The sequence below is a fragment of the Terrisphaera buseokensis genome (genome assembly GCF_047521145.2).
GTDB lineage: Bacteria > Verrucomicrobiota > Verrucomicrobiia > Opitutales > Opitutaceae > ER46.
Genome location: NZ_CM134186.1, coordinates 3,959,221 through 3,982,623 on the forward strand (window position 1 = coordinate 3,959,221; position 23,403 = coordinate 3,982,623).

Genomic DNA, 23,403 nt, shown 5'->3' on the forward strand with positions numbered 1-23,403 from the left:
GATGATCTCGATTTCGCCCCTCGCCTCCCTGCCGACCCAGCGGGTGATCGTGGGCGTCGGTGAGATCAGCGTCTCGAACAGTCCGGCCGTGGTCCTCAGCACCTACGGCCTCGGCTCCTGCGTCGCGGTCGTTGCGTTCGATCCCGAAACCCATGCCGGTGGCATGCTGCACCTGATGCTGCCGATCTCCCGCGTGTCGCCTGAAAAGGCCGTGATTCAACCGGCGATGTTCGCCGACACCGGCCTGCCGGAACTCTTTCGGGGACTGCAGGCGCTGAACTGCGATCCCACCCGGCTCCGGATCTTCGTGGCCGGCGGAGCCTCGGTCCTGTGCGCGAACGACGCCTTCAAAATCGGCCAGCGCAACGTGGAGGCGGCCACCGCGTTTCTCGCCGCGAAAGGCCACACGATCCACCATTCCGCGGTCGGCGGCGCGCTGAATCGCACGATCCATTTTCACCTCGGCACCGGCGCCATCACGCTCAAGACGCCGACCTCGAGTTCGATCCTTCAGATCACCGGCTGATGTCGAGGCGCTCCCAGGCCGGCCGCGCCTGACTACCGGCGCAGCGGGTCACATGCTGACGACACCGTGCGTGAGCTTGTCGTGAAGTCGCGACTTGGCGCGGTCGTGCACGACGGCCAGCGCCTCGTCCAGCACCTCCGGCGTGAAGCCCCATTCGAGCAGAAACGGAGTGTTGAGCTCGAAGAAGAATCCCTCCTCGGACACGCCGGGCCCGAACGACGTCGCGACGTACTTGCCCGCGTGCAGATGCGCGAGCAGCGGCAGCGCCTCCGCCGGTGCCTGCAGCGGACACTCGCAAAACTCCGTCGCCGTGGCCAGGGCCGCCGGAAAACTCCAGGCCTTGAGCAAACGGGCGCCGACTTCCGCATGGGAATAGCCGAGAATGTCCCGCTGCGCCTGCGCCCACGTGCCGCCCTTTTGCGCGACCTGTTCGCGAATCGTGGGAAAGAAAGGTGCACAGGCATGGGCGACGGCGAGCTTGCCCAGATCACACACGAGCCCGGCGGTGTACGCGGTTTGTGGATGCACGCGTTCGCCCTTCTCGGCCAGCACCTCGGCGGCCAGCGCCGTGCACAGCGCGTGGCGGCAGAAATCGCCCGGCTCGCCGCGCGACGAGCTGCCCTCCCATCGGTTCACCAGCGCCAGGGCTGCCAGCCGGTACAGCTCGCGCTGTCCCAGCCGCATGATGGCGTCGGAAATATTCTCGGCCGAACCGCCGCTCGAAAAGTACGCCGAATTGGCCAGGCGCAGCGTCGAGGCGGCCAGCGCCGAATCGATCCGGATCACGTCCGCGATGTCGTCCGCGCTGCTCGCGGGATCCATCAGCACCGCGGTGAGCTTCGGCAGGATGGCAGGCGAACACGGCAGTCGCAGCGCCTGTTCGCAGACCTGATCGAGGGTCGGCGGTCGGCTGCCCGCAGTGCGAACAAGGGCGCTCATCACGTCAGGCCGCATCCTGCGGCGGAACGGGATTGAATCGGCCGGCTTCGATGTCGGCCAGGATTCGCAACTGCGCCAGCCGACTCCGCGTCGGACCGCGGCGCGGAACCCGGCCCGCCTGGCCGCGCAGCGCCGGGGTGAACGGCACCACGACGCCACGTCCCTGATTGAGGGCGCCGGAAGCAAACAGGACGTCGAGCCGAAGGATCTCGGCCATAACCGGGCTGGATTCAGTGGTGGAATACATGCAGGGGCGGTGCGTGGCGTTGCCTCATGGGAATCGGCCCAACGCCGGGAAAATTAACGCCAATTGCAGGCCAGCGCGCCTCCCCGCCCCGGCGCGCCGCCGCACGTCACTCGTTGAACTCGTCGCGCTTCTTCGCGGCCTCGTCCTCGGCCTTGAGGGCGGCGGCCGCCCTGGGATCGAAGGCCGCCTCACGTTCGCGCAGACGCCGCTCGCGCGCCCGCAAATCCTCCTCGCGCTGCTCGAGTTCGTTCTCCTTTTCCTGCTGAGACTGGACCTTTTCGAACAACTTGCCCTCCGCCTCGTCGAGAAAGAGCTCCCGGTCGCGCACCGCGTCCTTGGACTCCTTCAGGCTGGCCTCCTGCCGCATCAACTCCGCCCGCAACTGCTCCAACGCGACGCGCTCCTCGGGCGAAACCGCCGCACTGGCGCCGTGCGGCTTGTGGGAGGCGGCGAGCAGCCGCTCGCGGGCCAGCAGCAAATTCTCCATCTCGGCGACATCGCGCTCGCGTTCGGCCACGCGCGTCTCGTTCTCCGTCGTGACGCGCTCCCGCTCGGTCAGCGTGAGCTCGAGCTGGCGCAGTGTGCGCTCGAGCTCGATCAACTTCGACGAGGCATCGTTGACTTCGCCAAACGGTGCCCGGGTCGCGGATACGATCGCCTTGATCGATTCGCGCGCGGCCATCGATGCGTCCAGCGCATCCACCGGCAGGCGGCCTGCCGCCGGCCGGCGACGCGGCAGGGAAAGTGACACGACCGTCTCCCGCGACTTCGGAGGCGGAGGAAACTTGATCGGGACCGGCTCGGACATGCGGTCTACTTCCTTCCGGTCAGCCAGCTGAACCAACCCGACCGCTTCTTTTCCTTCCGTTCCGGCAGCGCGACGCGCAGATGCGGACGCAGCAATTCGACGGCGCGCCTCTCGATGGCGGGATTGCCGATCGCCACAAACTGCCGCTCGATCGAACCGCCCGCGGCCAGTTCCTTCTCGAGCGCGAGCAGCTCATCGCGAAACCAGGTCGTCGCCAGCTCGGCCCGCGCCGGACCATCGGTCGAACGCGCGGCGTGGGCCACGGCCTCGACGAGATGCAGTCCCTTCTGACCGCGGCGGAAAGGCAGCGCCTCCGCCAGCGCGTCGGGATCGACGTGGGAAAGGGCGTTGAGCAGTTTCTTGAAATCCCCGCCGACGATCACGTTCTGCGACATGCTCTGCGCAAACACGGCGAATTCGCCCAGCGTCGAAAGGCCCTCGAGCTTGCAGAACTCCAGCGTGCCGGCTTCCAGCGCGGTCAGCGCGATCGGGAAATGCTCCGGGATGCCGAGTTTCGCGAGATTCTTCAGCAGGATATTCTCCCGCTCGGACGCCGCCTGGGACTGCTCGACCATGTCGCCGAACGGCGTGTCAAAGGCCAGCGTCTCGCGGAGGATGACGATGAGATCGTCGATCAGCTCCTCCTTCTGCCCCTTGAGCTGCAGCATCTCCACGACCTCGTCAAAACTGAGATCGATGTACTTGGCCGGCGTGTCGTCCTTGCTCTTGATCGGCCAGGCGGGGCCGTCGAGATTCTGCGCCAGACTTTGCAGCGGCGTATCCACCATGATGGACGTGCCGAAGGCGCTGCGAACCTCGTCCCATTCTTTGGGGGTGGAATTCATGTGGAGCGAAAGGAGGACCGGGGCGTCGCCGCGAGCTCAGGGCTGCACCTGCTGGACGATTTCCGCGGCGAGCCGGCGGTAGTCCGTGATGACGTTGTCGCCGGCGGGACCCGCGTCCGTCGCTTCCGCGCTCACGAGGGCCACGGGCAGGCCGAGCGCGACCGCGCGGCGGACCACCATGGCATCGCGAATCTGCGAATCAAAAATCTTCGCATTCGGCGCGGCCCGCTTGGCCGCCTTGAATTGATTCAGGCGCAGTTGCATTCGCATCTTCGGCACCTCGATATCGACCCCAGTCTTGATGGAGTTAAACACAATGCCGTGAACCTGCGCGGCCGTCCCCATGGCGGCCTTGCGGAAGCTGGCGGAAAGTTGATGGAATTTTTGCAGCTTCTCCACCAGCAGCGTGAATCCAATCAGGCTGAGCGCGTCGGGATTCGCCGGCACATAAATTTCGTTCGAACAGAACACGCCGCACTGCGAGGCACGCAGAATGTTCGGCGGACAGTCGAAGAGGATGAAATCGTAATTGGACTCCACCATCGCCAGCTGCTCATAGAAGAGAAAGTACGGCGGCTTCTTCGGGTCGCCTTCGTATTCGTTCTCGAGATCGACGAGATTGAAGGTCGTCGGCACGAGATCGAGGCCCGGCAGCAGCTTCTCTCCCGACTTTCCCTCCACCACGTCCTTCACGATCAAATCCTTCAACTGCGCCTTGCCCGGTTCGAAGATGGAATACACCGCGCCCTCGCCGGTCGCATTGATCTTGTTCCATCGATCCAGCTTCAGCAGCCAGATGCTCGCGTTCGACTGCGTGTCGAAATCCAGCAGGAGCACCCGCTTGCCGAGCTTCGCCAGTGCGGCGGCTGTGTTGACAACAAGCGACGTCTTGCCGACGCCTCCCTTGTAGTTGATGAAACTGATTTTTCGCGCCATGCGTGATGCCCGTTGACAATGCGGACGAGTAGTGGGGAAAGATGCGACTGCGCTCTCCACTCCGCCAGCCAAAAACGGGCAATTTGGCTTTTACCAAAGTTTTCGCTCCAGTGAAAAAATCCGATCTTCGCGACGCCATCGTCCGGGAACTTCAACAGGAACTCGCGCGGCAGGCGGGCGCTGCCGCAATGGCGCGCGACGAGGCGATCAGCGAGGAGAGTCGCGCGGAAAACAAATGGGACACGCACAGCCAGGAGGCCGCGTATCTCGCCGAGGGCCAGGCGCGGCTCGCGGCCGACGTCGTCGGCAGTATCGAACTTTATCGTACGCTGCCGCTGCCTGATTTTTCCGCCGACGCCGTCATCGCGCTCGGCGCCGTCGTGGAGGTCGAGGCCGCGGGCGGAAATCGGCGCACGCGTTACTTCATCGGACCGCGCGCCGGCGGCCTCGAACTCGAATTCGACGGCCAGTCGATTCTCGTGCTGACGCCGCAATCGCCGCTCGGCCGCCAGCTCGTCGGCAGGCGCGCGGGCGAATCCATTCAAGCGGTCGGACGCGGCCGTCCCGCCGCGCTGCAGATTGTCGCGGTGCGCTGAACGCGTGCGGCCGGAGCCCGCGCTCCGGCCGCACGCTTCACCGCCCGCTCCTTCAGTCGTTCAGACTGAAAACAACCGGCGCCGACATCCGGAAGCGCACGACGCGCCCGTCCTTCCGGCCCGGCTCGAACGTCCACCGCGCCACTGCGCGCAGTGTAGCAGCTTCGAAGATACGGTCGGACGATTCCACCACCCGCGGCTCGTGCACCCGGCCCTGTTCGTCGACGAGAAACTCCACCAGCACACTGCCGGTCAGGCTGGCGCGCTTCGCCTCGTGTGGATACTGCGGCGCGGCTTGAAACCGCGTGCGCGGCGCGTTGTCGAGAAACTCGCGGCCCAGCGGCCGGTCGGTCCACGGCCCGGTGCCGCCACCACCCGGCGCTCCCGGCAGTTGATCGGGAACGATGCTGATGTCACCGATCCGCGTCGGCACGACGGGCGGTATCGGCATCGTTGGCAGCGGGCCGGGATCGATCGCCGGCAACGGCTCGACGCTGCGCGGCGGTTGTTCCACCGCGGGCGCCGGCTTCGCGTCCGGCTCGCGCACGTCGCTCTCCACGATCACCGGCGGCTCCGGGTTCAACTCGAAGGGAATCATTGGCGTGTAGATTCTGAGCGGCTCGAGTGGCCTCGCGCCGCGCGCCGGCCGGGAAAATCCAAACAGCAGCGCGCCATGGGCCGCAGCGGCGAAACACAGGGGCAGGACAAACTGGGTTTTCATTTTCGATGGGGGTTGGGGTTCAGAATGAAAACGTGCGGCGGCTAAAAATATTAGGGTGCCGCTGGGAGCGCAGGCGTCCCGCCTGCGACGCAATCACTCCGGAATGCAGGCGGGACGCCCGCGCTCCTGTTGCCCTCGCGAGTTCAATTGCCATGCGGCGCGCGATTCACCTCATGTGACACGATGCGCGTTTTCTTTCTGCTCACGTTCCTGACCGTCGCCGCCCTGGCGGCACCGCCGCGTGAGCTCGCCACGGCCCTTGAATCCTTCCGCTCGGATCCACCGCGTGGCTGGTCGTTCACGCAAACGACCGCGGCCGAGGGAAAATCCACCGTCGAGCGCAGCGACGCCGCCAAGCCGGAGTTTGAACGCTGGTCGCTCCTGCAGAAGGACGGCCGCGCCCCGACCGCGGACGATCTCCAGCACTACGCCGAGGCGCGTTCCCGCCGCTCGCGCACCGGCACCGCGCCGAAGATCGTCGATCAGTTCTGGCTCGAGGCGCTCGAGGTCGTCAGCGACACCGCGGAGCGCGTGACCTACCGGTGTCCGCTGCGGCCCGGCGAGGCCCGCGATCACACCGCGCGCTCGCTTCGCGCCACCATCGTCGTGCACAAGCCCACTCACACGATCGAATCGATCGAGCTCGCGAGCATCGAAGCGTTCAGCCCGACGTTCGGCGTGACGATCGCCGAGATGCGCACGCTCATGACCTACAGCCTGCCGCGCGACAACACCCCGAGCCTGCCGCAGAAAGTGGCCACGGCCGTGAAAGGCCGCGCGTTTCTCTTCAAGTCGCTCGACGCCGAGATGACGGTCACGTACTCCGACTACCTGCGCGTCGGGAAACCGTAACCGACATCACGGCCGCGGATGCGGCGACCGTGACGCCCGGCGACGGGTTACTCGCCGCCGCTCCACTTGAAAACGAACGAGCTCAGCGGTGGCAGTGTGACCTTGATCGACTGGCTGTAGCCGTCGGCGCCGATGTCTTCGGTGCTGCGGCCGCCGTCGTTGCCGACGCCGCTGCCGCCGTAGTACGCGCTGTTCGTATTCACGATCTCACGCCAGTAGCCGCGGCGCGGGACGCCGATGCGGTACTCGCGCTGGGCGCCGCCGAAATGACAGACGGCGGCGAAGAGCGTCTGCTCCGCCGCATCGCTGCGCAGATAGGCAATCAGATTGGCGTCGGAGTCGTGGCACGTCAGCCAGCGGAAACCCTGGGCGTTGTAATCGTTCCGGCTCAGCACCGGTTCGCCGGTGTAGAGCTTGTTCAGATCACGCACGAGCAGCCGAACGCCCTCGTGGTCCATGTACTGGCAGAGGTGCCAGTCGAGACTCGCGTCGTGCGCCCACTCGCGGGACTGCGCAAACTCGCCGCCCATGAACAGCAGTTTCTTGCCGGGCCACATCCACGTGTGCGCGTACAGTGCGCGCAGATTCGCCGCCTTCTCCGCGATGTGCCATGCGCCCATCTTGAACAGCATCGAAGCCTTCCCGTGCACGACCTCGTCGTGGGAGAACACCGTCACGAAATTCTCGGCGTACTGGTAAAGCATGCCGAACGTGAGATCGTTGTGGTGGTGGCGGCGGACGATCGGCTCCTTGGCGAAATAGCGCAGGGTGTCGTTCATCCAACCCATGTTCCACTTGTAGTCGAAGCCGAGGCCGCCGTCCTTGGTCGGCTTCGTCACACCGGCGAACGACGTGCTCTCCTCGGCAATCATCGCGACGCCCGGGTAGTACTGGTGCACGAGATCATTGGCTCGCCGCAGAAAATCGATCGCCTCGAGATTCTCCCGTCCGCCGTATTTGTTCGGCACCCACTGGCCCTCGCGGCGCGAGTAATCGAGATAGAGCATCGATGCGACCGCATCGACGCGGAGTCCGTCGAGATGATAGCGATCGATCCAGGCGAGGGCGTTCGCGATCAGGAAGCAGCGCACCTCGTTGCGGCCATAGTTGAAGATCAACGTGCCCCAATCCATGTGCGCACCCTGCCGCGGATCGGCGTGTTCGTAGAGATGCGTGCCGTCGAATTCCGCCAGGGCAAAACTGTCGCGCGGGAAATGCGCCGGCACCCAGTCGAGGATCACGCCAAGGCCGCGGCTGTGCAGGTAGTCGACAAACCACGCAAAATCCGTCGGCGAGCCAAAGCGGTGCGTCGGCGCGAAGAAGCCCGTCACCTGATAGCCCCACGATCCATCGAACGGATGCTCGGCCAGCGGCATCACCTCGATGTGCGTGAAGCCCATCTCAACGGCATAGTCGGCGAGCTGCGTCGCGAGTTCACGGTAGGTCAGCGGACGATCCGCGTCGTCCGGCATGCGTTTCCACGAACCGCAATGCACCTCGTAAATTGACATCGGCCGGTCCGGCTTGTGCGCCTCGTTGCGGCGCTTCTCGATCCACGCGGCATCGGTCCACACGATTGTCTTCGGGTCGAAGACGATCGCGGCATTGTTCGGCGGGCCTTCGAAGTATGTACCGTACGGATCCGTCTTGAGCCGCACCTGGCCGCGCTGGTCGCGCAGCTCGAACTTGTACACCTCGCCGGCACCGAGGCCGGGAATGAAAAGCTCCCACACGCCCGACGCGCCCAGCGAGCGCATCGGATGGTAACGGCCGTCCCAGTGGTTGAAGTTGCCCACGACGGAAACGCGCGACGCCGACGGCGCCCACACCGCGAACGACACGCCGGCGACTCCGCCGAGGGTGCGCACGTGCGCACCCAGTTTCTCGTAGATGCGGTGTTCGTTGCCCTCGTTGAAAAGGTAGAGATCCTGTGCGCCAAGCGTCGGCAGAAACGAATACGGATCGTAGAACTGCCGGAACTCGCCGTTCGCGTAGGCGGCGCGCAGCTGATAGCGAAAGACATCCTTGCGCTTCGGGATGAAGACCTCGAACAGCCCCTCCGGCGCGAGCCGCGTCATGGCGTATGACTTTAACGGATTCGTCCCGATTTCGATCACCTCGCACTCCGTTGCGCCACTGACCATCGCCCGGGCCACGACGCCAGCGCTGCGCTTGTGGGTCAGCGGATGCATTCCGAGGACGGAATGAGGCGTGGCATGTTTGGCCCCGAGGAGCGCGGCGAGGTCGGTCTTGGAGAGTATCACGCGATTGGGAGGGATTGAGCCCAACGTGGCGCAGGACTCCGGCCGCGTCTAGCCCCGATGCGCCCGGCGGTCATAAAGTTAAATGCTGAGCCCGGCAAAAAATCTCCCGCGAATCATGCGAAGGCTGCGCATCGTAGTAGAAACGGGAATCTCGTCTGTCGCCAGCGCGGCGCCGTCCGCAACGCCAAATTTGTCCCGGGTTCCCACCGCGGAGAATTCAACCACCGCGCGCTTGCTTGCCCGCAAGTCGCTGACTTTGCTCCCCGCGTGATTCGCCGTATTGTCCTTCTGTTTGCGCTGGTGGGAGCAGTCATCGCCCGTGGGGCCGAGACGCCGCCCGATCTTTCCGCGGACAGCCTTGAAACGCTGGTCGTCGACGGACGCCGCATCGCACTCGCCACCGGCAACGCCCGGCTGATCAGTCCGACGTTTCTGCTGACCGCCGACGAAATCCGCTATGACCTGGCGGGCGAGGCCGTCACCGCCGCCGGCCACATCGTCTTCACCCGCGGCGAGGCACGCCTCCTCGCGGATCGGCTGAGCTACAAGCGCTCCGACGGCAGCTTCAAGGCCGAGAACATCCGGCTCGGCAGTTTTCCTTACTTTGCCGAGGGCTTTTCCGCCGAGGGCACCGCGAGCGAGATTACTGTGCGCGGCGCGCGCGTGAGTTATGGCGAGCCCGGCCCCTGGCAGCCGACGCTCACCGCGGACATGGTGGTGATCGCGCCCGGCCAGCGGATTCGCACCGAGAAGGCCACGGCGGGCGTCGGCCAGGTGCAGCCCCTGCCCTTCCCCAAGTTTCAATATGATCTGGCCAAGCCCTTCGCGGGCGCCGTGTCACTGAATGGCGGATACCGCCGCTCGCTGGGCGTGTTCGCCGAGGCCGGCCTGCTCGTGCCGGTCGCGCAGGCCGCCCGCGTCGGCGCAGACCTCGGCCTTTACACCGAGCGCGGCGTCATGATCGGGCCCGCGATGCGCTACACGTCGACTGGAAGCGACGATCGGCTGAAGGGCCAGCTGCGTTCCGGCTACATTAACGATCACGGCGACAAGAAGACCGATCTGCTCGGCCGGCCCGTGCCCGAGGATCGCGCCTACGCGGAATGGAAGCACCAGCAGATGCTCGCCCCCAATCTGTCGCTCAATGCGCAGCTCAACTGGTGGCGCGACTCCGAAGTGCTGCGCGATTTCCGGCCGCGGGCGTTCTTCCCGGTGCAGGAACCCGACACGTTCGTCGAATCCGTCTACAACGGCGAAAACTACTTTGTGTCGGCATTCATGCGGTTTCAGCCGAACCGGTTTCACCGCGTGCAGGAACGCCTCCCTGAAATCCGCTTCGACTATCTGCCGATCGCAATCGGCAACGGTTTCTACGAGCGCTTCAACGCCAGTGCCGCCGTGCTGCGCGAGGATCCCTTGATCACCGGCACGGCGCTGCGCAGCACGCGGCTCGACGCCTACTACGCCCTGAGCCGGCCGATCGCCCCGCGCGAGTGGCTCGCCTTCACCCCGGTCGCCGGTGCGCGCGTTACCCATTACACCGACACGGACGGCGCCGCCACACCCTCGGGCGCGTACACGCGCGTGCTCGGCGAAGTCGGCGCCGACGTCGCGCTGCGGGCCAGCGGCACGTTCGACTACAAGAATCCCCGCTGGAAGATCGACGGCCTGCGCCACCTCGTCACGCCGCGCCTCAGCTATCGTTACATTCCCGAGGCCGCCAAGGGCCGCGCCCGGATTCCGCAGATCGATCGGGAAGTCTTCTCGACCTACCTCCAGCCGCTCGGCCTCGGCGAAGTCCGCAATCTCGACGACCTGCACGCCACGAACACGCTGCGGCTCGGACTCGACAACATCATCCAGACGCGCGACCCGGTCCTCGGCTCACGCGATCTGCTCGTGTTCAACGTCGCGAATGATTTCCGCTTCAAGCGCCGGCCCGGCGAGCGCGACGTCTCTGAAATTCACACCGAGCTCGCGCTGATGCCGGCGCACTGGCTGCAGGTCGACGTCTACCAGAGTTTCGCGCCCCAGTCGTTCACGCTGCGCGAGTTCAACTCCGGCGTCACTCTGCGCGACGGCACCGTCTGGTCGGTCCGCTTCGGCAATAATTTTCTCCGCCAGCAAATCCAGGACTTCTCGGTGGACGGACGTCTGCGTCTCACCGAACGGTTCGAGGCGCTCACCCGGCTGCGCTACGATGCCCGCAAGCGCCGCTTCAACGAGCAGGCCTACGGCGTGGCGCAGAACATCAACAACACCTGGCTGATTGCGTACACCGTGAGTCTCTACTCCGGACGGAGTCGTGAAAGCAGTTTCGGCTTCAACGTGGAAGTCAGCTCGATCGGATTCTAACGCGGATCCGCGGGCCGGACGCCCGCGCGATCCCGAGTGCCGGGCAACCCGCCTGCGCTCCCACGATGCCCATCGCCGCCAACCAAAAACGCACGTTCCTGCGCCTCGTCGCGCAGCTGCGTCCGCACTGGCGGCGCGACCCGGCGCTGCCGGCGCGAATTCAAGCGCTCTTTTCCGCTCATCGCGAGTTCGGCTCGCGCGACCGCCGGTTGTATCGGGAACTCCTCTACACAACGCTGCGGCACCTGCCGTGGATCGAACCGCTGCTCGAGGTGGACGCCGACGAAGCCGTGCGCCGCGTCGCCTGGCTCGCGCACGAAAGCCCTGCCACTGCCCCTTTCCGCGCCGCCTTCGCCACCGGCGACGCGCCGGCCGGCGACAAGACCGAGCTGTTGCCCGCGTGGTTTCGCGCCCACTGCCCCGAGGTTTTTTCCGGAGCTGAACTGGACGCCCAGCTCCGCCGCGCCTCCCTCTGGTTGCGCCTGCAAACTGACGCCACCGGTCGCGCGCGGGTGCTCGCCGAATTCGCCGCGCGCCAGTGGCCGGTGCAACCATCGACGCTGTTGCCCGATGCGCTCGAATTGTGCACCGAGCCGGACGTGACGTCCACCGACGCCTGGAAAGCCGGCGCATTCGAAGTGCAGGATCTCGGTTCGCAACTGATCCTGGCTTCGGTCGGCGTTGAGCCCGGCGGACACTGGCTCGACGCCTGTGCCGGCGCTGGCGGCAAGACGTTGCAACTCGCCCGACTGCTCGGGCCGTCGGGCCGCGTGGACGCCTATGACATTCGGCCGGCGGCACTGGCAGAATTGAAACTTCGCGCCGAACGCGCACGCCAGCGCGTGACCGTGCTGACCGCGCCGCCGACCGACGCCTACGATGGCGTCCTCGTCGACGCGCCGTGCAGCGGCTCCGGCACGTGGCGGCGCGCCCCGCATTTGAAGTGGATCACGACCGAGGAGCAGATCGCGCGCTCGGCGGCGATCCAGCGCGCCCTGTTAGATCAGTTTAGCGCGCGCGTGCGGCCGGGCGGCCGCCTCGTGTACGCGACCTGCTCCCTGAGTTCCTGGGAGAACGAAGCTGTGGCCAACGCGTTTCTCGCGGCGCATCCGGAGTTTCGCGCCGAATCGTCCGCCCCGACGTTCGACCTCACGCCCCGGCCGCCAGGCCGGCTGATTCTGCCGTCGGTGCACAACACGGACGGGTTTTTCGTGGCGTCGTTTCGCCGCCAATAAATTCCCTTGCCGCGCCCCGGCTCGGCTCAACCATCCCGCCATCGTGGTTCCCGACGCCGACTATCGCATCAAGCTCCAGGTTTTTGAAGGTCCGCTGGACCTGCTGCTGTTTCTGATCCGCAAGAACGAGCTCGATATCTACGACATCCCGATCGAGTCGGTGACCCGGCAGTACATCGATGCGTTGCACGCGATGCAGCAGCTCGATCTCGATGTGGCGGGCGAGTTTTTCGTGATGGCGGCGACGCTGATGGAGATCAAAAGCCGCCTGCTGCTGCCCAAGGGCCTGCACGCGGTGGATCCCAATGCGGAGGACGAGGCGGTCGACCCGCGCTGGGAACTCGTGCACCAGCTCCTGCAGTACAAGAAATTCAAGGAGGCGGCCGCGACGCTCGCCGGCCTGGTGGAGACGCGCCAGAATCTGATGGCCCGGCACGTCTCGTCGCTGTCGAGCGACGAAAGCGATCGCCCGCTGAAATCCGTCGATCGGATCGAGCTCTGGAACACGTTCAACATCGTGCTGCGGCGGCTCGCGGAGAAGCTCGTCGTCGGTGAGATCCACGACGAGGTCGTGACCGTTTCCGATCAGATGGAGTGGATCCTCGGCCGCATCCAGTCGGAGCGCACGTTTGTGTTTTCCCAGCTGTTTCCCGAGGGCGTCACGTTGCGGAAGCTGGTCGCGACGTTTCTCGCCATGCTGGAACTTACCCGTCTGAAGAAATTGCGCATCCGCCAGAGCGAGGCCTTCGCCGACATCATCGCGGAAGCCGTGGTCGAGACGCCGCCGGAGCCGGTCGTGGAAACGGCCGTGACCACCACTCCGGAGCCGGTGACCGAGTCCGCCGCACCAGTCACGGCCGAGTCCGTCGCGGCCACGCCCGCGCCAATCGCGGACAATCCGGCGACGGCGGAGACGGCGGTGCCGGTCAGCGGTGAAAACCCGCTTGAAACCGCGACAATCCCACCCACGGTGTCGGCGTGAGCAAAGATTCCAGCAAGCCCACGCGCAAGAAGCGCCAGCCCAAGATCGGTGGCATTGTCGGCGTCGGTCTCGATAACGAGGACGGCCACAAGCGCATCACGACCGGGGACAAGTTTGTGCTCGTCGGCGGCTCGAAGGACACGCACGAGCGCATGACCGAGACGATGGTGAAGACCTTCGAGGAGCTGAAGCGGCGCGACAAACACCTCGAAAACGTCGACCCGCGCGAACTCGTCGAGATCATCGACAAGTCCCAGCCCCGTTGATTGCGGGCAAGTCCGTGCGTCACCCGGCCCATACGTCGCTCGAACGTCCCGCCACCGCGCCCGCGGAGCCTGCCGTTCCGTCGTGGGTTGTCGGGCTTTGCGGCGTCGCGGCAGTTGCGTCTTTGCTGTTTTCCATTCTTCTGTTTCTGAACCGCTAAATTCACATGTCCGAAAAGATCTCAAACCTCACCACCGAGTCCTTCAAGTCCGCCATTGCCTCCGCCACGACGCCCGTCCTCGTGGATTTCTGGGCCCCGTGGTGCGGCCCGTGCAAGGCCATCGCGCCGACGCTCGAGGAGCTGGCCACCGAACTCGATGGCAAATTGAAGATCGCCAAGGTGAACATCGACGAGAACGACGCCGTGGCCGCCGAATACGGCGTACGTGCGATCCCGACGATGATCCTCTTCAAGGGCGGCAAGGTCGCCGAAACCTTGGTCGGCATGATGCCGAAGGCGGCCCTCAAGGCCAAACTCGCCGCGCACGTCGCCTGATTTTCAGGCCACGCAAAGCTGGCGTCAAAGCACGAGCCCAACTCCGAACAGCAGCGCGTAGAGCGCCAGCAATTTTCCCGTCGCGCCCAGCAGAGCTATCAGCTCGCTGGGCGTTTTGCTTTCCCGCAGCCGCACCGCGTGGATCCAGCCGAGCGGCGCCAGCAGCAGCGGCAGCAGGCACCACGCCCGGAACCCCCGACTGAGAAACACGAGCGGCAGCGCGAACGCGATCAGCAGCGAACCGATAAACTGGGCGCGCGCGGCGGTCCGTCCCAGCCGGACCACGAGCGTACGCTTGTTCGCCTTCGCATCGGTCTCGACGTCGCGATAGTTGTTCACGACGAGAATGTTTGCCGCCAGCAGCCCGACCGGCAGGCCCGCGAGCAGCGCATTCGCCGTCAGCTGGCCGGCCTGCACGAAGTACGTGCCGCCCACCGCGACGAAGCCGAAGAAGATCACGACGAAGACGTCTCCGAGTCCATGATACGCGAGCGGGAACGGCCCGCCGGTGTAGGCGATGCCGCAGAGAATGCTCGCGACGCCGACGGCGACGAGCCACGGCCCGCCCCACGCCACCAGCCCGAGGCCCACGATGAAGGCCGCGGCAAACACGCCCCACATCGCCCGTTTCATGGTGGCCGGCGCAATCAGGCCCGCCGCGACGGCCCGCCGCGGACCGACGCGCGCCGCGGTATCGGCCCCGCGCATGAAGTCATAATAGTCGTTCGCGAAGTTCGTGCCGATCTGCACCAGCAGCGCGAACCCCAGGCAGAGTAACGCGGCGGCGGCGCGGAAGACGCCGTCATGCCACGCCAGCGCCGCACCGACCAGCACGGGAGCAAACGCCGCCGGCAGCGTGCGTGGCCGCGCGGAGGAAATCCAGATCTGGAGACGCGATTCGTTCACGATCGGATTTCGTTCAGCGCGGCGCGGCGGGTCAACCCCGCGAGCGGGCGACGCGGCATTCGTCGGATGAATACGTTCCTCTCCACGATCCACGCATCGTTCAATTTTCTCATGGCGGCGGCTGATATGCCTGCGCCGCCGGCACGCCTAGCTCGCGCTCAAGTTCTTGAATCCGCTCCAGCACGCGATCCCGGGCCGCGCCTTCATCGCCCGCCGGCAGGGTCGGATGCAACTTCATCAAAAACTCCCGCGCCTCCGCCTTGCGCCCGATCCGTCGCAACATCTCCGCATGCAGGCGTGCCGCATAATAAGGCGCGTTCGGCTGCTCCCACGCGCGCCGGTAACTTTCAGCGGCCGCGCCGACATCGCGCAGACGGTGCAGTTCGATGTTCGCGCGCTCAATCCAGAGTTCCGCGCTGGCCGGATGATGCGCGAGCGCGGCGTCGAGGTGGCGGAGCGCCACGCGGCCCTGTTCGCGGTCAATCCGTTGCTCGCCCGCAGCACCGATCCGTTCGTAGCCGCCGGCCGACTCGACGCGCCAGGCCGACAGATCATGCGCGAGAATGCGCGCGCCGTTGATCCAGAAGTACAGCGGGCGCGGATCGATCGCCGCGACGAGCTGGATGAGCGTCTGCACCGACGGCAGATCGTGACGCTCCCACAGCACGTACATGCGCACCCACGTGGCGTCCGCCACCAGCGCGCGAAACCCGCCGAGCAAGGCGAGCGTGACCCCCTGCCCCGCGGCCGCCATCGACGAGTCGAGCCGCAGCGCCGGCTGCCGTGCCCGCGTGGCGCTCCACGCCGGCGCCACCACGCGATTCAGCAACGAACCCGCCAGCCCGAGGCCGGCGACCACGATCACCAGAGCAAGTAAACGCGATCGTCTCACCGAGAATCCTTGGTCGCGGTTGCGCACCCCGAACCTATATTGCCAAAAACCAACCCTGGAGCAGGAAGCCAGGAAACCATGAGGAACGCAGCCATGATGAGACCCTGCGTGGACTCGACGATGGAAACTCCTGGCTTCCTGGCTTGCTGCGTCGTCATGGCGTGCCGGGCTGGAACGCGGCCTGCGCTAGATTTCACGGCGGCGAAAACTGAAGATCGCGAGCCCGCAGGCCACTGCGATGTAGCCGAAGGCATAGACGCCGATGCGCGCCACGTGCGCCCACGGCGGGGCGTCCGCAGCGTTGAGCGAATCGGCGACCGCGAACACCTGGAAATTGGGAAACACGGCCGCGATGCCGCCGCCGAGCATTCGTCCGAGCAGCGCGCCGCCGCGCGCGTAGGCGTCCTGGGCCAGGTACTGCAGGTGACAAATCACGAGGATGAAAAAGCCCGTCACCACCGTGAAAAGCTGCGTCTGGGCAAACGTGGCCACGAGCAGCGAGAACGCGGCGAGGATCGTGAGCTTGAGCCACTGCATCAGCCCGGCCAGCGCCACGAGGCGGTAACTGACCACACGCCCTTGCGCGAAGTTGTCGGCGTACTCCTGCATGAGTTCGCCTTCGCGCCACCACAGCACGGCGGCGAGCAGTGACGTGAGCAGCACGCAGAACACGCCGGCCAGCGCCGCGATGCCCAGGAACTTGCCCAGAATGAATTCCGCGCGCCACACCGGCTTCGCGAGGAGCGTCAGGGCCGTGCGATTTTCAATCTCGCTGAAAAACAGCTGCGCCGTCGCCGCCACCGTCAGCGCCGCGCCGAAAAACGCCATCGCGCCAAAACCGCAGTCCGCGAGAAACTTCAGCTCCGGCGCGCCGAAGTTGAAATCGCGAAACCAGCGCGCGCCCAGCACGAGCGCGAGCGCGAGGAACACCAGAAACGTGACGAGCTTCTGCCGGGCGGCCTCGCGCAGCGTGTTCTGCGCGATCAGGAGCGTCCGGTACGGTGAAAACGGCACGGCGCTCATGGCTTCTTACCGCCGACGTGATCGAGGAAGATGCGATCGAGCCGGGCGCGCGGGGTTTCGACCGACTCCAGTTTCCGTCCGCGCGCCGCGAGCCACGCGCGCAGTTCCTCGAGTTCCCCGGGCGGCAGCGCCTCGACGACCAGCGCCTGGCGATCCGCGCGGCCGACGAGGTCAGGCACCGAGCCCTCGAGGACGAGCCGGCCGCGATCGAGAATGGCGACGCGATCGCAGATGTCCTCGATCTGGCCGAGAAGATGCGACGTGATCAGCACCGTCTTGCCCTGCGCCTTGAGTTTTAGAATCAGCTCCGTGATCGCCGCGGACCCGACCGGATCCACGCCAGCCGTCGGTTCGTCCAGAATCAGCAAACGCGGGTCGTGCACCATCGCCTGCGCCAGGCCGACGCGCTGCAGCATGCCTTTCGAGTAGGTGCCGACGCGCCGGTCCGCCGCCTCGGCCAGACCGACGACGTGCAGCACCTCGGCCACGCGAACCGCCAAACCCGCGCGGCGCAGTCCGCCCATCTGCGCGTAGAAACGAACCAGTTCGCGGCCGGTCAGATGCCGGTAGAAATAGGGCGACTCCGGCAGGTAGCCGACGTCGCGACGCGCTTCGACGCGATCGCACGGCAGGCCGAAAATCTGACATGAGCCTGCCGAGGGCTCGAGCAGGCCGAGCAGCAGCTTGATCGTGGTGCTCTTGCCGGACCCGTTGGGTCCGAGCAGGCCGTAGACCTGCCCGGCGGCGACCGTGAGATCGAGATGATCGACGGCGCGCAGTTTTACGCCCCGCAGACCGATCGAAAAATCCTTCACCAGCCCGCGCAGGGCGACGGCCGGCGAGGCGGACGGGGGCGTCGCGGCGGAACGTGCGGACATTGTCATCTATTTGATGACAAACCCCTGGAACTCGGCCGCCCGCTTGCGGCCGTTGCGTTCCACTTTGCGAATGTAGCCGTGCATCTTCTCCTGCACCGCCTCGACGAATGCACCCACGTCGGCCACGGAACCCTCGGCCTCGAGCTGCACGCGGCCGTCGGCGAGGTTGCACACGTAGCCCGCCACTTCGAATTCGCGCGCGACCTGCAGCACCGCGTAGCGGAAACCCACGCCTTGCACATGACCGGTGAAGAATACGCTTTCGTGATGAACGGCTGCCATTTGGGGAGAGAAATCGTACGGTTCGCCCGCGGGCCGTTCAACTCGCAAAATGTCCAACGCCACCGGTCCAGGGGTGAGCCCGGAATTTAATTTGCGTTTCGCCCGCTCGCGCTCTCAGTTTCGCAACAACCGATGAGCAACTCTGACTCTGACGGCGGCTCGGAAAATCAGTGGGACGATCGCGGAGACCTGGCATGGAACGAGTTCGATTGGGAGCGCTATCTCCGCGAACAGGACGAGGCCGTCCACCGCTACCTGCGTTTTTACGAAGCCGCGAAGGGCGCGGCCGATCGGATCGACCAGGTCGCGGAGAAAATGAACTGGGGTCAGGGCGACTGGAGCGAGGAGCCCGACACGGAGGAGTTTTCCGCCGACGACGAGGACGACAGCTCGGGCGATGATGAGGACGAGGTGTACACGCTGCACAAGAATCCGATCTTCATCGCGACGAAGGCGATTTTCCTCGGCCTGAGGCGCTCGTGGGAAACGGTTGCGGCGGAGCCCGGCAAGATTCCCCAGCCGGTCGCCGTTGCGCTGCTGGCGTCGCTGCACCGCGGTGAAGAGGAAGCGGTGCAGGCCATTCACGCGCTGGACTTCGGCGACTACGCGATGGCGGTCAGTTTGTTCAAGCGCGCGTTGAGCGCCCTCAATGCCTCGTTCGCGATCTTGAACGACGAAACCGTCGCACGGCACCGCACCATGGTCGCATGGCGCGAAGGCGCGCTGCCGAGTCTTTTTGATCTCCGTGAAGTGTGGCTGCGCGTGATCGCCGAATGCCGTGACGAGTTGGATCGTCCGGTAGACGACGAAACCTGACCGCCGGGACGCGGTCCGCTCCTTTGATGGCCTGTTGTCGTGCAGCGTCACCTCAGTTCCACCGAGCGAAACTTGAATTGGCGGCAATCCGCGCCTGCCGCGGACGAGCGTAGGAGACGGCGCGTTAGTCGCAGCTCCACCGGGTCAGGAACCGGGCGCGAGCGGCAATCGAACGACGCACCTGGTGCGATCCGTTCCTTCGGGTCGTAGTTCAATGGTGCCGCCGTGAGCGCGCACAATCCAGTGGGCGATCGTCAGGCCCAGCCCGCAGCCCTCGACCCGGCCGACCGCGTTCTCACCCCGGACAAAACGCTCGAAGAGCCGATGCTGAGTCGCCGGGGCAATTCCGCCACCATCATTGGTGATCTGCAGTTCGACCATGCCCGCGAGCACATGAAGCGAGATGCGCACCTCCCCTTCCGGCCGGTTGTACTTCACCGCGTTGTCGACGAGAATCAGCAACAGCTGGCGCAAACGGTGGCGGTCACCGATGACACTTACCGCAACCCAGGGATCGAGGTAAACCCGGACGCCGTACGGTGACGCGAGAATCTGGGCGTCATCGTGGATTTCCATCACCAAGGTTTCAAACGGGACCGAGGCCCGTTCCAACACGACGAGACCGGCGTCCGCCTTGGTGAGCAGGGCCAGAGCATCCACGATCTTGGCGAGCCGCTCCACCTCGTCGATCTGGCTGTCGATCCACTCGACCTCGCCCGGCGCACTCCTTTCCCGCTCGCGCCGGGCGTTTTCGAGCTGAGCGCGCATCACGGTCAGCGGCGTCTTCAACTCATGCGACGCGTGCAGCGTAAACTCGCGGATCTGGCGAAACGACTCGTCCAGCCGGCCGGTCATCGCCGAGAAGACGGCGGAAAGCGTGCCGACCTCGTCATCCCGGGAACTTCGCGGCACGTCCAAGTGAAGATTATGGGACTGAATCCCTGCGACGACGTCGGTGAGACTGCGCAAGGGGGCCAGCACCCGGCGCGTCCACCACCAGCCGAATCCGAGCAGCAGCGGGACAAGGCCGAGAAAGCACACGGTAAAAAACTCAGCCGCGGTGTCCTTGTGCGCGTCGGTGAGGCCGAGCGCGGCAAACTCGGCCGGTTCCTCGACAAACTCATGATACCACAGCCAGCCCAGCAGCAGCACGCACACCGACGACATGGTGGCGTAGCCGATCCCAAGCCGCTTCGTGATCGTCACGCCTCCTCCTTGATAACATAGCCCTGACCCCGCACGCTATAGAGAAGCTTTACGGCATGTCCGGAATCGATTTTTTCCCGCAGCTTTGCTATAAACACATCCACTATGTTGGATCCGGGATCGAACTGGTAGTCCCACACCTTTTCCAGGATCAACAATCGGCTGCAGACGCGGCCCGCCGAACGCATGAGAAACTCAAGCAGCAGGTACTCGCGCGTGGTGAGTTCCACCCGGCGGGTGCCACGCCGCGCGCTGCGGGTCATCGTGTCCAGCGTGAGATCGGCCACGCTGAGGACCACGGACTTGATCTCGCCTCCGCGCCGCAGCAGGGCCCGCACCCGGGCGACGAGTTCCTCGAGCGCGAACGGTTTCGGCAGGTAGTCCTCCGCGCCGGCGTTCAACCCCTCGACCTTGTCGTTCACTTCGCCGCGGGCCGAAAGGAGCAGCACGGGCGTTTGATCATTCCGGGCCCGCATCCGCCGCAGGACGCTCAGACCGTCACGCCCGACCAGCATGATATCGAGAACGATCGCGTCGTATCTCGCCTTCTCGGTTGCGGCGAGTGCGGCGTCGCCCTCCGCCATGACATCCACGGTGAATCCCTCGGCTTTTAGCGCATTGGCCACCAGCACCGCGGTCTTCCGATCGTCTTCAACCAGGAGGATGCGCATTACTCGACGTTGAAAGGCCGCGGGGTTGCGGCAAGTTTCAATCCGGATGGGGGGACGTCCCGGCGGATTCTTGGGGCCGCTCGCGGACCGGACGGGCCGGCCGACACGATCGGTGGCGGCTTCAGCAGGGCGGTCACGGCGGGCTTTGTTTCCAGAGGATGGCATGGCAGGAGTGAACTCAAAAGGAAATGCACCAGGGGTGCCACCGGGGAGACTACTGACCGCTGTCACGCGTGGACCGGACGGCGTCGAGCACCAGGCCCGGAGTGAGAATCTCAGGCATGACGACCGGTTGATCCGCTCCCGGCTTCCAGACGACGTTGCAGGGAACGGCTGAGCGCTGATAGCGGGCCAGTTCCGCGGTGATGCGGGCATCCCGGCTCGTCCAGTCCGCGCGGAGCGTGGCAATGTTGTGAGCGGCGAAAAACGCCCGGACCGCCGGGGAACCGAACACCAGCTGCTTGTTTGTCTGGCACGTCGCGCACCAGCGCGCCGTGAAATCCACATACACTGTCCGGCCTTCCGCTCGCAACCGCTCCACCACTTCCGGGCTCCACGTCTCCCACACCACTTTGGTGGTGTCGGGCGTGCCACCCGGACCGGCAGCAGGCTCAGTGCCGGGCCAACCGAGCCACACGCCGAATCCGCCCACGACGACCAGACTTGCGAGGCCAAAACGGGCCCGGCCGGTTGACGCCCCCGGGGCGTTCCAACGTCCGTACATCCATACGGCCATCGCCACGAGCACCAGACCAAACAACACAGCGCGCAGGCCTTCATCACCCGCCTGCGCCGCGAGCACCCAAATCAGGTAGCCGACCGTGGCATAGAGCGGGAATGCCATGAACTGCTTGAACGTTTCCATCCACGCGCCGGGGCGCGGCAGCACCTTCACCGCTTGCGGAAAAATCGAGAGAAGCAGGTACGGCGTCGAGAGACCGATCGCGATTGTGGTAAAGATGAGGAACGACAACGCCGTCGACACCGCGAGCGCCGCACCGAGGGCCGGGGCGAGGAACGGTGCACTGCAGGGAGTCGCGACCGCGGTTGCCAGCACCCCTGTCAGCAGCGATTCGACGTAGTTGGACTTCGGCTTCTGCATCCACGGCGCGTTGGACACCATGGCCGGCGCGCCCAAGCCGAACTCAAAGAGCCCGCTCATATTCAGCGCAAACACCAGCAGCAGCACGGCGAGGGAGAAAACGAACGGTGCCGACTGCAACTGAAAGCCCCAGCCCAACTGGCTGCCGCCGGCGCGGAGGACAGCAAGCGCGCCAGCAAGGGTCCAAAACGAAACCAGCACGCCGGCGGTGAATGCCAGGCCGTGAATCACCACGCGGCTGCGTTGATGCCCCGCCTGATTGACGAACCCGAGAATCTTGATGCCCAGCACCGGAAACACGCAGGGCATGAGGTTCAGGATCAGCCCACCGACGAAGGCCAGCACCAGCGTGCCGGCGAGGCCGGCGGCGGCAGTCGCCGGCACCGAAGCGCCTGGGTCGCTCGCGCGCTCGCCTGCGACCGCAATGACGAGAGCCGCATTCACGGCGAGGCCGCGCAGCTGCCCGTCCGATCGCCAGCCGTTTTCCGAGGTCACGACTCCGGTCAGTTCAGTTACCTGCTTGGGCGCGTCGGGCGCAACCATGAGCGAGAGCACGAAACCACCGCGACCGTCAGGCTTCACCGACTGCGGCAGATCATATCCCACTAAACCGTCCGTGGAAAAGAAACGCAGGTCCCGCGGCGCATGTCCGCCGGCCTCGCGCGGCGTGATGGCCAAGGCAATATAGCCATCCTTGCGCGAGGCTGAAATATTCCAAGCCGGGTCGGCTCGCGGCAAACCCGCGAGCACCGCACGAAGCTTTTCTCCGACCGCAGGATCGGTCCGGGGCAGATCGCTCGCGACGGTGAGTGGGAGCGTAAGGCGGGCGCTGCCTGGGACACAGGCATCTGCACACATCAGCCACGCAGCCGAAGCTTCGATCGCAACGGTCTGCCCTGGCACTGCATCCGCGGGCGGAGTCAGCGTCATCGGGAGAAGCAGATCTCCCTCGTAGCCCGTGCCGACCACGGCGCCCGACCGATCCCGAATGACGGCGGGAGCGGGCCATTGGATCTCACCGGCGCTCCATCCCGGCGGAAGTTTCCAAGTCACACTCGTCGCTATCCCCGTGCCCGGATTCAACCAGTAGGTGTGCCAGTGCGGGGCGTGGACCAGGCGCAACGCGACGGTGATCGGGCGCCCCGGCTGGACGGACGCCTCGGCTGCGACGAGCGAAGCCTGCACTGCGGACGCCGCGTCCGCCGCCGCGTGCAACCGCGGCGACACCATCATCAGGCAGAACGTGAGAGCACGGGAGAGGAGGCGCAGTTTCATGGTATCGCGTGAGGGTTGGAGTTCACGGAGGGCGGGGACTTCGATTGAAGTCCGGCTCCGCGGAGGCCGGTTGGACCAAGCCTGGCCGACTTCGTTGCACGCCAGCGAACGCAAAAAAGTAAGGCCACCGTAAATGTATAAATCATCCTGAACCGTACCTGCTGCCGAGCAGATGCCCCGACTTCACATCACCGCCAAGTACAATTATCCTTCTATAGATTAAATTTTCTTAATCTATAACTTTTCACGGCCGAAGCTGATTCAGGGCGCTTCCGATCAAACTTTC

The 23,403-nt window shown here is 65.3% G+C and carries 24 protein-coding genes; 9 read left to right on the forward strand and 15 right to left on the reverse strand.

Going from position 1 to position 23,403, the window contains the following annotated elements; all coding sequences use genetic code 11:
• Window position 1 precedes the first annotated feature (1 nt).
• The gene (locus ACLJEU_RS14800) at window positions 2-526 is read left to right on the forward strand and encodes a chemotaxis protein CheD (RefSeq protein WP_414661673.1); all 525 of its coding nucleotides are present in this window, start codon (window positions 2-4) and stop codon (window positions 524-526) included.
• A gap of 48 nt (window positions 527-574) precedes the next feature.
• Here ACLJEU_RS14800 and ACLJEU_RS14805 read toward each other — a convergent pair whose 3' ends face one another.
• From ACLJEU_RS14805 to ACLJEU_RS14825, 5 genes are all read right to left on the reverse strand, one after another.
• Window positions 575-1,465, reverse strand: a complete 891-nt coding sequence (locus tag ACLJEU_RS14805; RefSeq protein WP_414661672.1) for an HDOD domain-containing protein — start codon at window positions 1,463-1,465, stop codon at window positions 575-577.
• 4 nt (window positions 1,466-1,469) lie between these two features.
• A complete protein-coding gene (locus ACLJEU_RS14810) occupies window positions 1,470-1,682 on the reverse strand; it encodes a hypothetical protein (protein WP_414661671.1) in 213 nt (70 codons plus the stop codon).
• 136 nt (window positions 1,683-1,818) lie between these two features.
• A complete protein-coding gene (locus ACLJEU_RS14815) occupies window positions 1,819-2,520 on the reverse strand; it encodes a hypothetical protein (protein WP_414661670.1) in 702 nt (233 codons plus the stop codon).
• A gap of 5 nt (window positions 2,521-2,525) precedes the next feature.
• Complete coding sequence (locus ACLJEU_RS14820) at window positions 2,526-3,365, reverse strand: hypothetical protein (protein WP_414661669.1); 840 nt, start codon at window positions 3,363-3,365, stop codon at window positions 2,526-2,528.
• A gap of 36 nt (window positions 3,366-3,401) precedes the next feature.
• On the reverse strand, window positions 3,402-4,301 hold the full coding sequence (locus ACLJEU_RS14825; protein WP_414661668.1) for a ParA family protein: 900 nt from the start codon (window positions 4,299-4,301) through the stop codon (window positions 3,402-3,404).
• A gap of 110 nt (window positions 4,302-4,411) precedes the next feature.
• Here ACLJEU_RS14825 and ACLJEU_RS14830 point away from each other — a divergent pair, with 110 nt between their 5' ends.
• Entirely contained in the window at window positions 4,412-4,897 is a 486-nt protein-coding gene (locus ACLJEU_RS14830; RefSeq protein WP_414661667.1) for a transcription elongation factor, read from the forward strand.
• 52 nt (window positions 4,898-4,949) lie between these two features.
• Here ACLJEU_RS14830 and ACLJEU_RS14835 read toward each other — a convergent pair whose 3' ends face one another.
• Window positions 4,950-5,618, reverse strand: a complete 669-nt coding sequence (locus ACLJEU_RS14835; RefSeq protein ID WP_414661666.1) for an energy transducer TonB — start codon at window positions 5,616-5,618, stop codon at window positions 4,950-4,952.
• A 183-nt stretch (window positions 5,619-5,801) separates the two neighbouring features.
• On the opposite strand from ACLJEU_RS14835, the gene ACLJEU_RS14840 reads away from it, so the two are divergent.
• Entirely contained in the window at window positions 5,802-6,470 is a 669-nt protein-coding gene (locus tag ACLJEU_RS14840) for a hypothetical protein (RefSeq protein WP_414661665.1), read from the forward strand.
• A gap of 47 nt (window positions 6,471-6,517) precedes the next feature.
• Here ACLJEU_RS14840 and glgB read toward each other — a convergent pair whose 3' ends face one another.
• Entirely contained in the window at window positions 6,518-8,734 is a 2,217-nt protein-coding gene (gene glgB, locus ACLJEU_RS14845; protein WP_414661664.1) for a 1,4-alpha-glucan branching protein GlgB, read from the reverse strand.
• Window positions 8,735-9,001: 267 nt separating this feature from the next.
• Here glgB and ACLJEU_RS14850 point away from each other — a divergent pair, with 267 nt between their 5' ends.
• The 5 genes from ACLJEU_RS14850 (at window position 9,002) to trxA (ending at window position 14,066) form a co-directional block, all read left to right on the forward strand.
• Window positions 9,002-11,089, forward strand: a complete 2,088-nt coding sequence (locus ACLJEU_RS14850; protein ID WP_414661663.1) for an LPS-assembly protein LptD — start codon at window positions 9,002-9,004, stop codon at window positions 11,087-11,089.
• 65 nt (window positions 11,090-11,154) lie between these two features.
• Window positions 11,155-12,324 (forward strand): RsmB/NOP family class I SAM-dependent RNA methyltransferase, encoded by a 1,170-nt coding sequence (locus ACLJEU_RS14855; protein ID WP_414661662.1) that lies wholly within the window; start codon window positions 11,155-11,157, stop codon window positions 12,322-12,324.
• A 43-nt stretch (window positions 12,325-12,367) separates the two neighbouring features.
• Entirely contained in the window at window positions 12,368-13,306 is a 939-nt protein-coding gene (locus ACLJEU_RS14860) for a segregation/condensation protein A (RefSeq protein WP_414661661.1), read from the forward strand.
• On the forward strand, window positions 13,303-13,572 hold the full coding sequence (locus tag ACLJEU_RS14865) for a hypothetical protein (RefSeq protein WP_414661660.1): 270 nt from the start codon (window positions 13,303-13,305) through the stop codon (window positions 13,570-13,572). The genes ACLJEU_RS14860 and ACLJEU_RS14865 overlap by 4 nt, the downstream gene beginning before the upstream one ends.
• Before the next feature lie 164 nt (window positions 13,573-13,736).
• Window positions 13,737-14,066: a thioredoxin gene (gene trxA, locus ACLJEU_RS14870; protein WP_414661659.1), complete on the forward strand. Its 330-nt coding sequence runs from the start codon at window positions 13,737-13,739 to the stop codon at window positions 14,064-14,066.
• Between the two features lie 24 nt (window positions 14,067-14,090).
• Here trxA and ACLJEU_RS14875 read toward each other — a convergent pair whose 3' ends face one another.
• From ACLJEU_RS14875 to ACLJEU_RS14895, 5 genes are all read right to left on the reverse strand, one after another.
• On the reverse strand, window positions 14,091-14,972 hold the full coding sequence (locus tag ACLJEU_RS14875) for a 1,4-dihydroxy-2-naphthoate polyprenyltransferase (RefSeq protein WP_414661658.1): 882 nt from the start codon (window positions 14,970-14,972) through the stop codon (window positions 14,091-14,093).
• A gap of 109 nt (window positions 14,973-15,081) precedes the next feature.
• On the reverse strand, window positions 15,082-15,864 hold the full coding sequence (locus tag ACLJEU_RS14880) for a tetratricopeptide repeat protein (protein WP_414661657.1): 783 nt from the start codon (window positions 15,862-15,864) through the stop codon (window positions 15,082-15,084).
• 186 nt (window positions 15,865-16,050) lie between these two features.
• Complete coding sequence (locus ACLJEU_RS14885) at window positions 16,051-16,887, reverse strand: ABC transporter permease subunit (RefSeq protein ID WP_414661656.1); 837 nt, start codon at window positions 16,885-16,887, stop codon at window positions 16,051-16,053.
• The gene (locus ACLJEU_RS14890) at window positions 16,884-17,765 is read right to left on the reverse strand and encodes an ABC transporter ATP-binding protein (protein WP_414661655.1); all 882 of its coding nucleotides are present in this window, start codon (window positions 17,763-17,765) and stop codon (window positions 16,884-16,886) included. Before ACLJEU_RS14890 ends, ACLJEU_RS14885 begins: the two co-directional genes overlap by 4 nt.
• A gap of 6 nt (window positions 17,766-17,771) precedes the next feature.
• Entirely contained in the window at window positions 17,772-18,047 is a 276-nt protein-coding gene (locus tag ACLJEU_RS14895; RefSeq protein WP_414661654.1) for an acylphosphatase, read from the reverse strand.
• 132 nt (window positions 18,048-18,179) lie between these two features.
• Here ACLJEU_RS14895 and ACLJEU_RS14900 point away from each other — a divergent pair, with 132 nt between their 5' ends.
• Window positions 18,180-18,863 carry a hypothetical protein gene (locus tag ACLJEU_RS14900; protein ID WP_414661653.1) on the forward strand — a complete coding sequence of 228 codons (684 nt, stop codon included), beginning with the start codon at window positions 18,180-18,182 and terminating at the stop codon, window positions 18,861-18,863.
• A gap of 144 nt (window positions 18,864-19,007) precedes the next feature.
• Here the strand turns inward: ACLJEU_RS14900 and ACLJEU_RS14905 are convergent, their stop codons facing one another.
• The 3 genes from ACLJEU_RS14905 to ACLJEU_RS14915 form a co-directional block, all read right to left on the reverse strand.
• A complete protein-coding gene (locus ACLJEU_RS14905; protein ID WP_414661652.1) occupies window positions 19,008-20,069 on the reverse strand; it encodes a HAMP domain-containing sensor histidine kinase in 1,062 nt (353 codons plus the stop codon).
• Window positions 20,066-20,740 (reverse strand): response regulator transcription factor, encoded by a 675-nt coding sequence (locus ACLJEU_RS14910; protein WP_414661651.1) that lies wholly within the window; start codon window positions 20,738-20,740, stop codon window positions 20,066-20,068. The genes ACLJEU_RS14905 and ACLJEU_RS14910 overlap by 4 nt, the downstream gene beginning before the upstream one ends.
• Before the next feature lie 214 nt (window positions 20,741-20,954).
• Window positions 20,955-23,117: a protein-disulfide reductase DsbD family protein gene (locus tag ACLJEU_RS14915; protein ID WP_414661650.1), complete on the reverse strand. Its 2,163-nt coding sequence runs from the start codon at window positions 23,115-23,117 to the stop codon at window positions 20,955-20,957.
• Window positions 23,118-23,403: the final 286 nt, after the last annotated feature.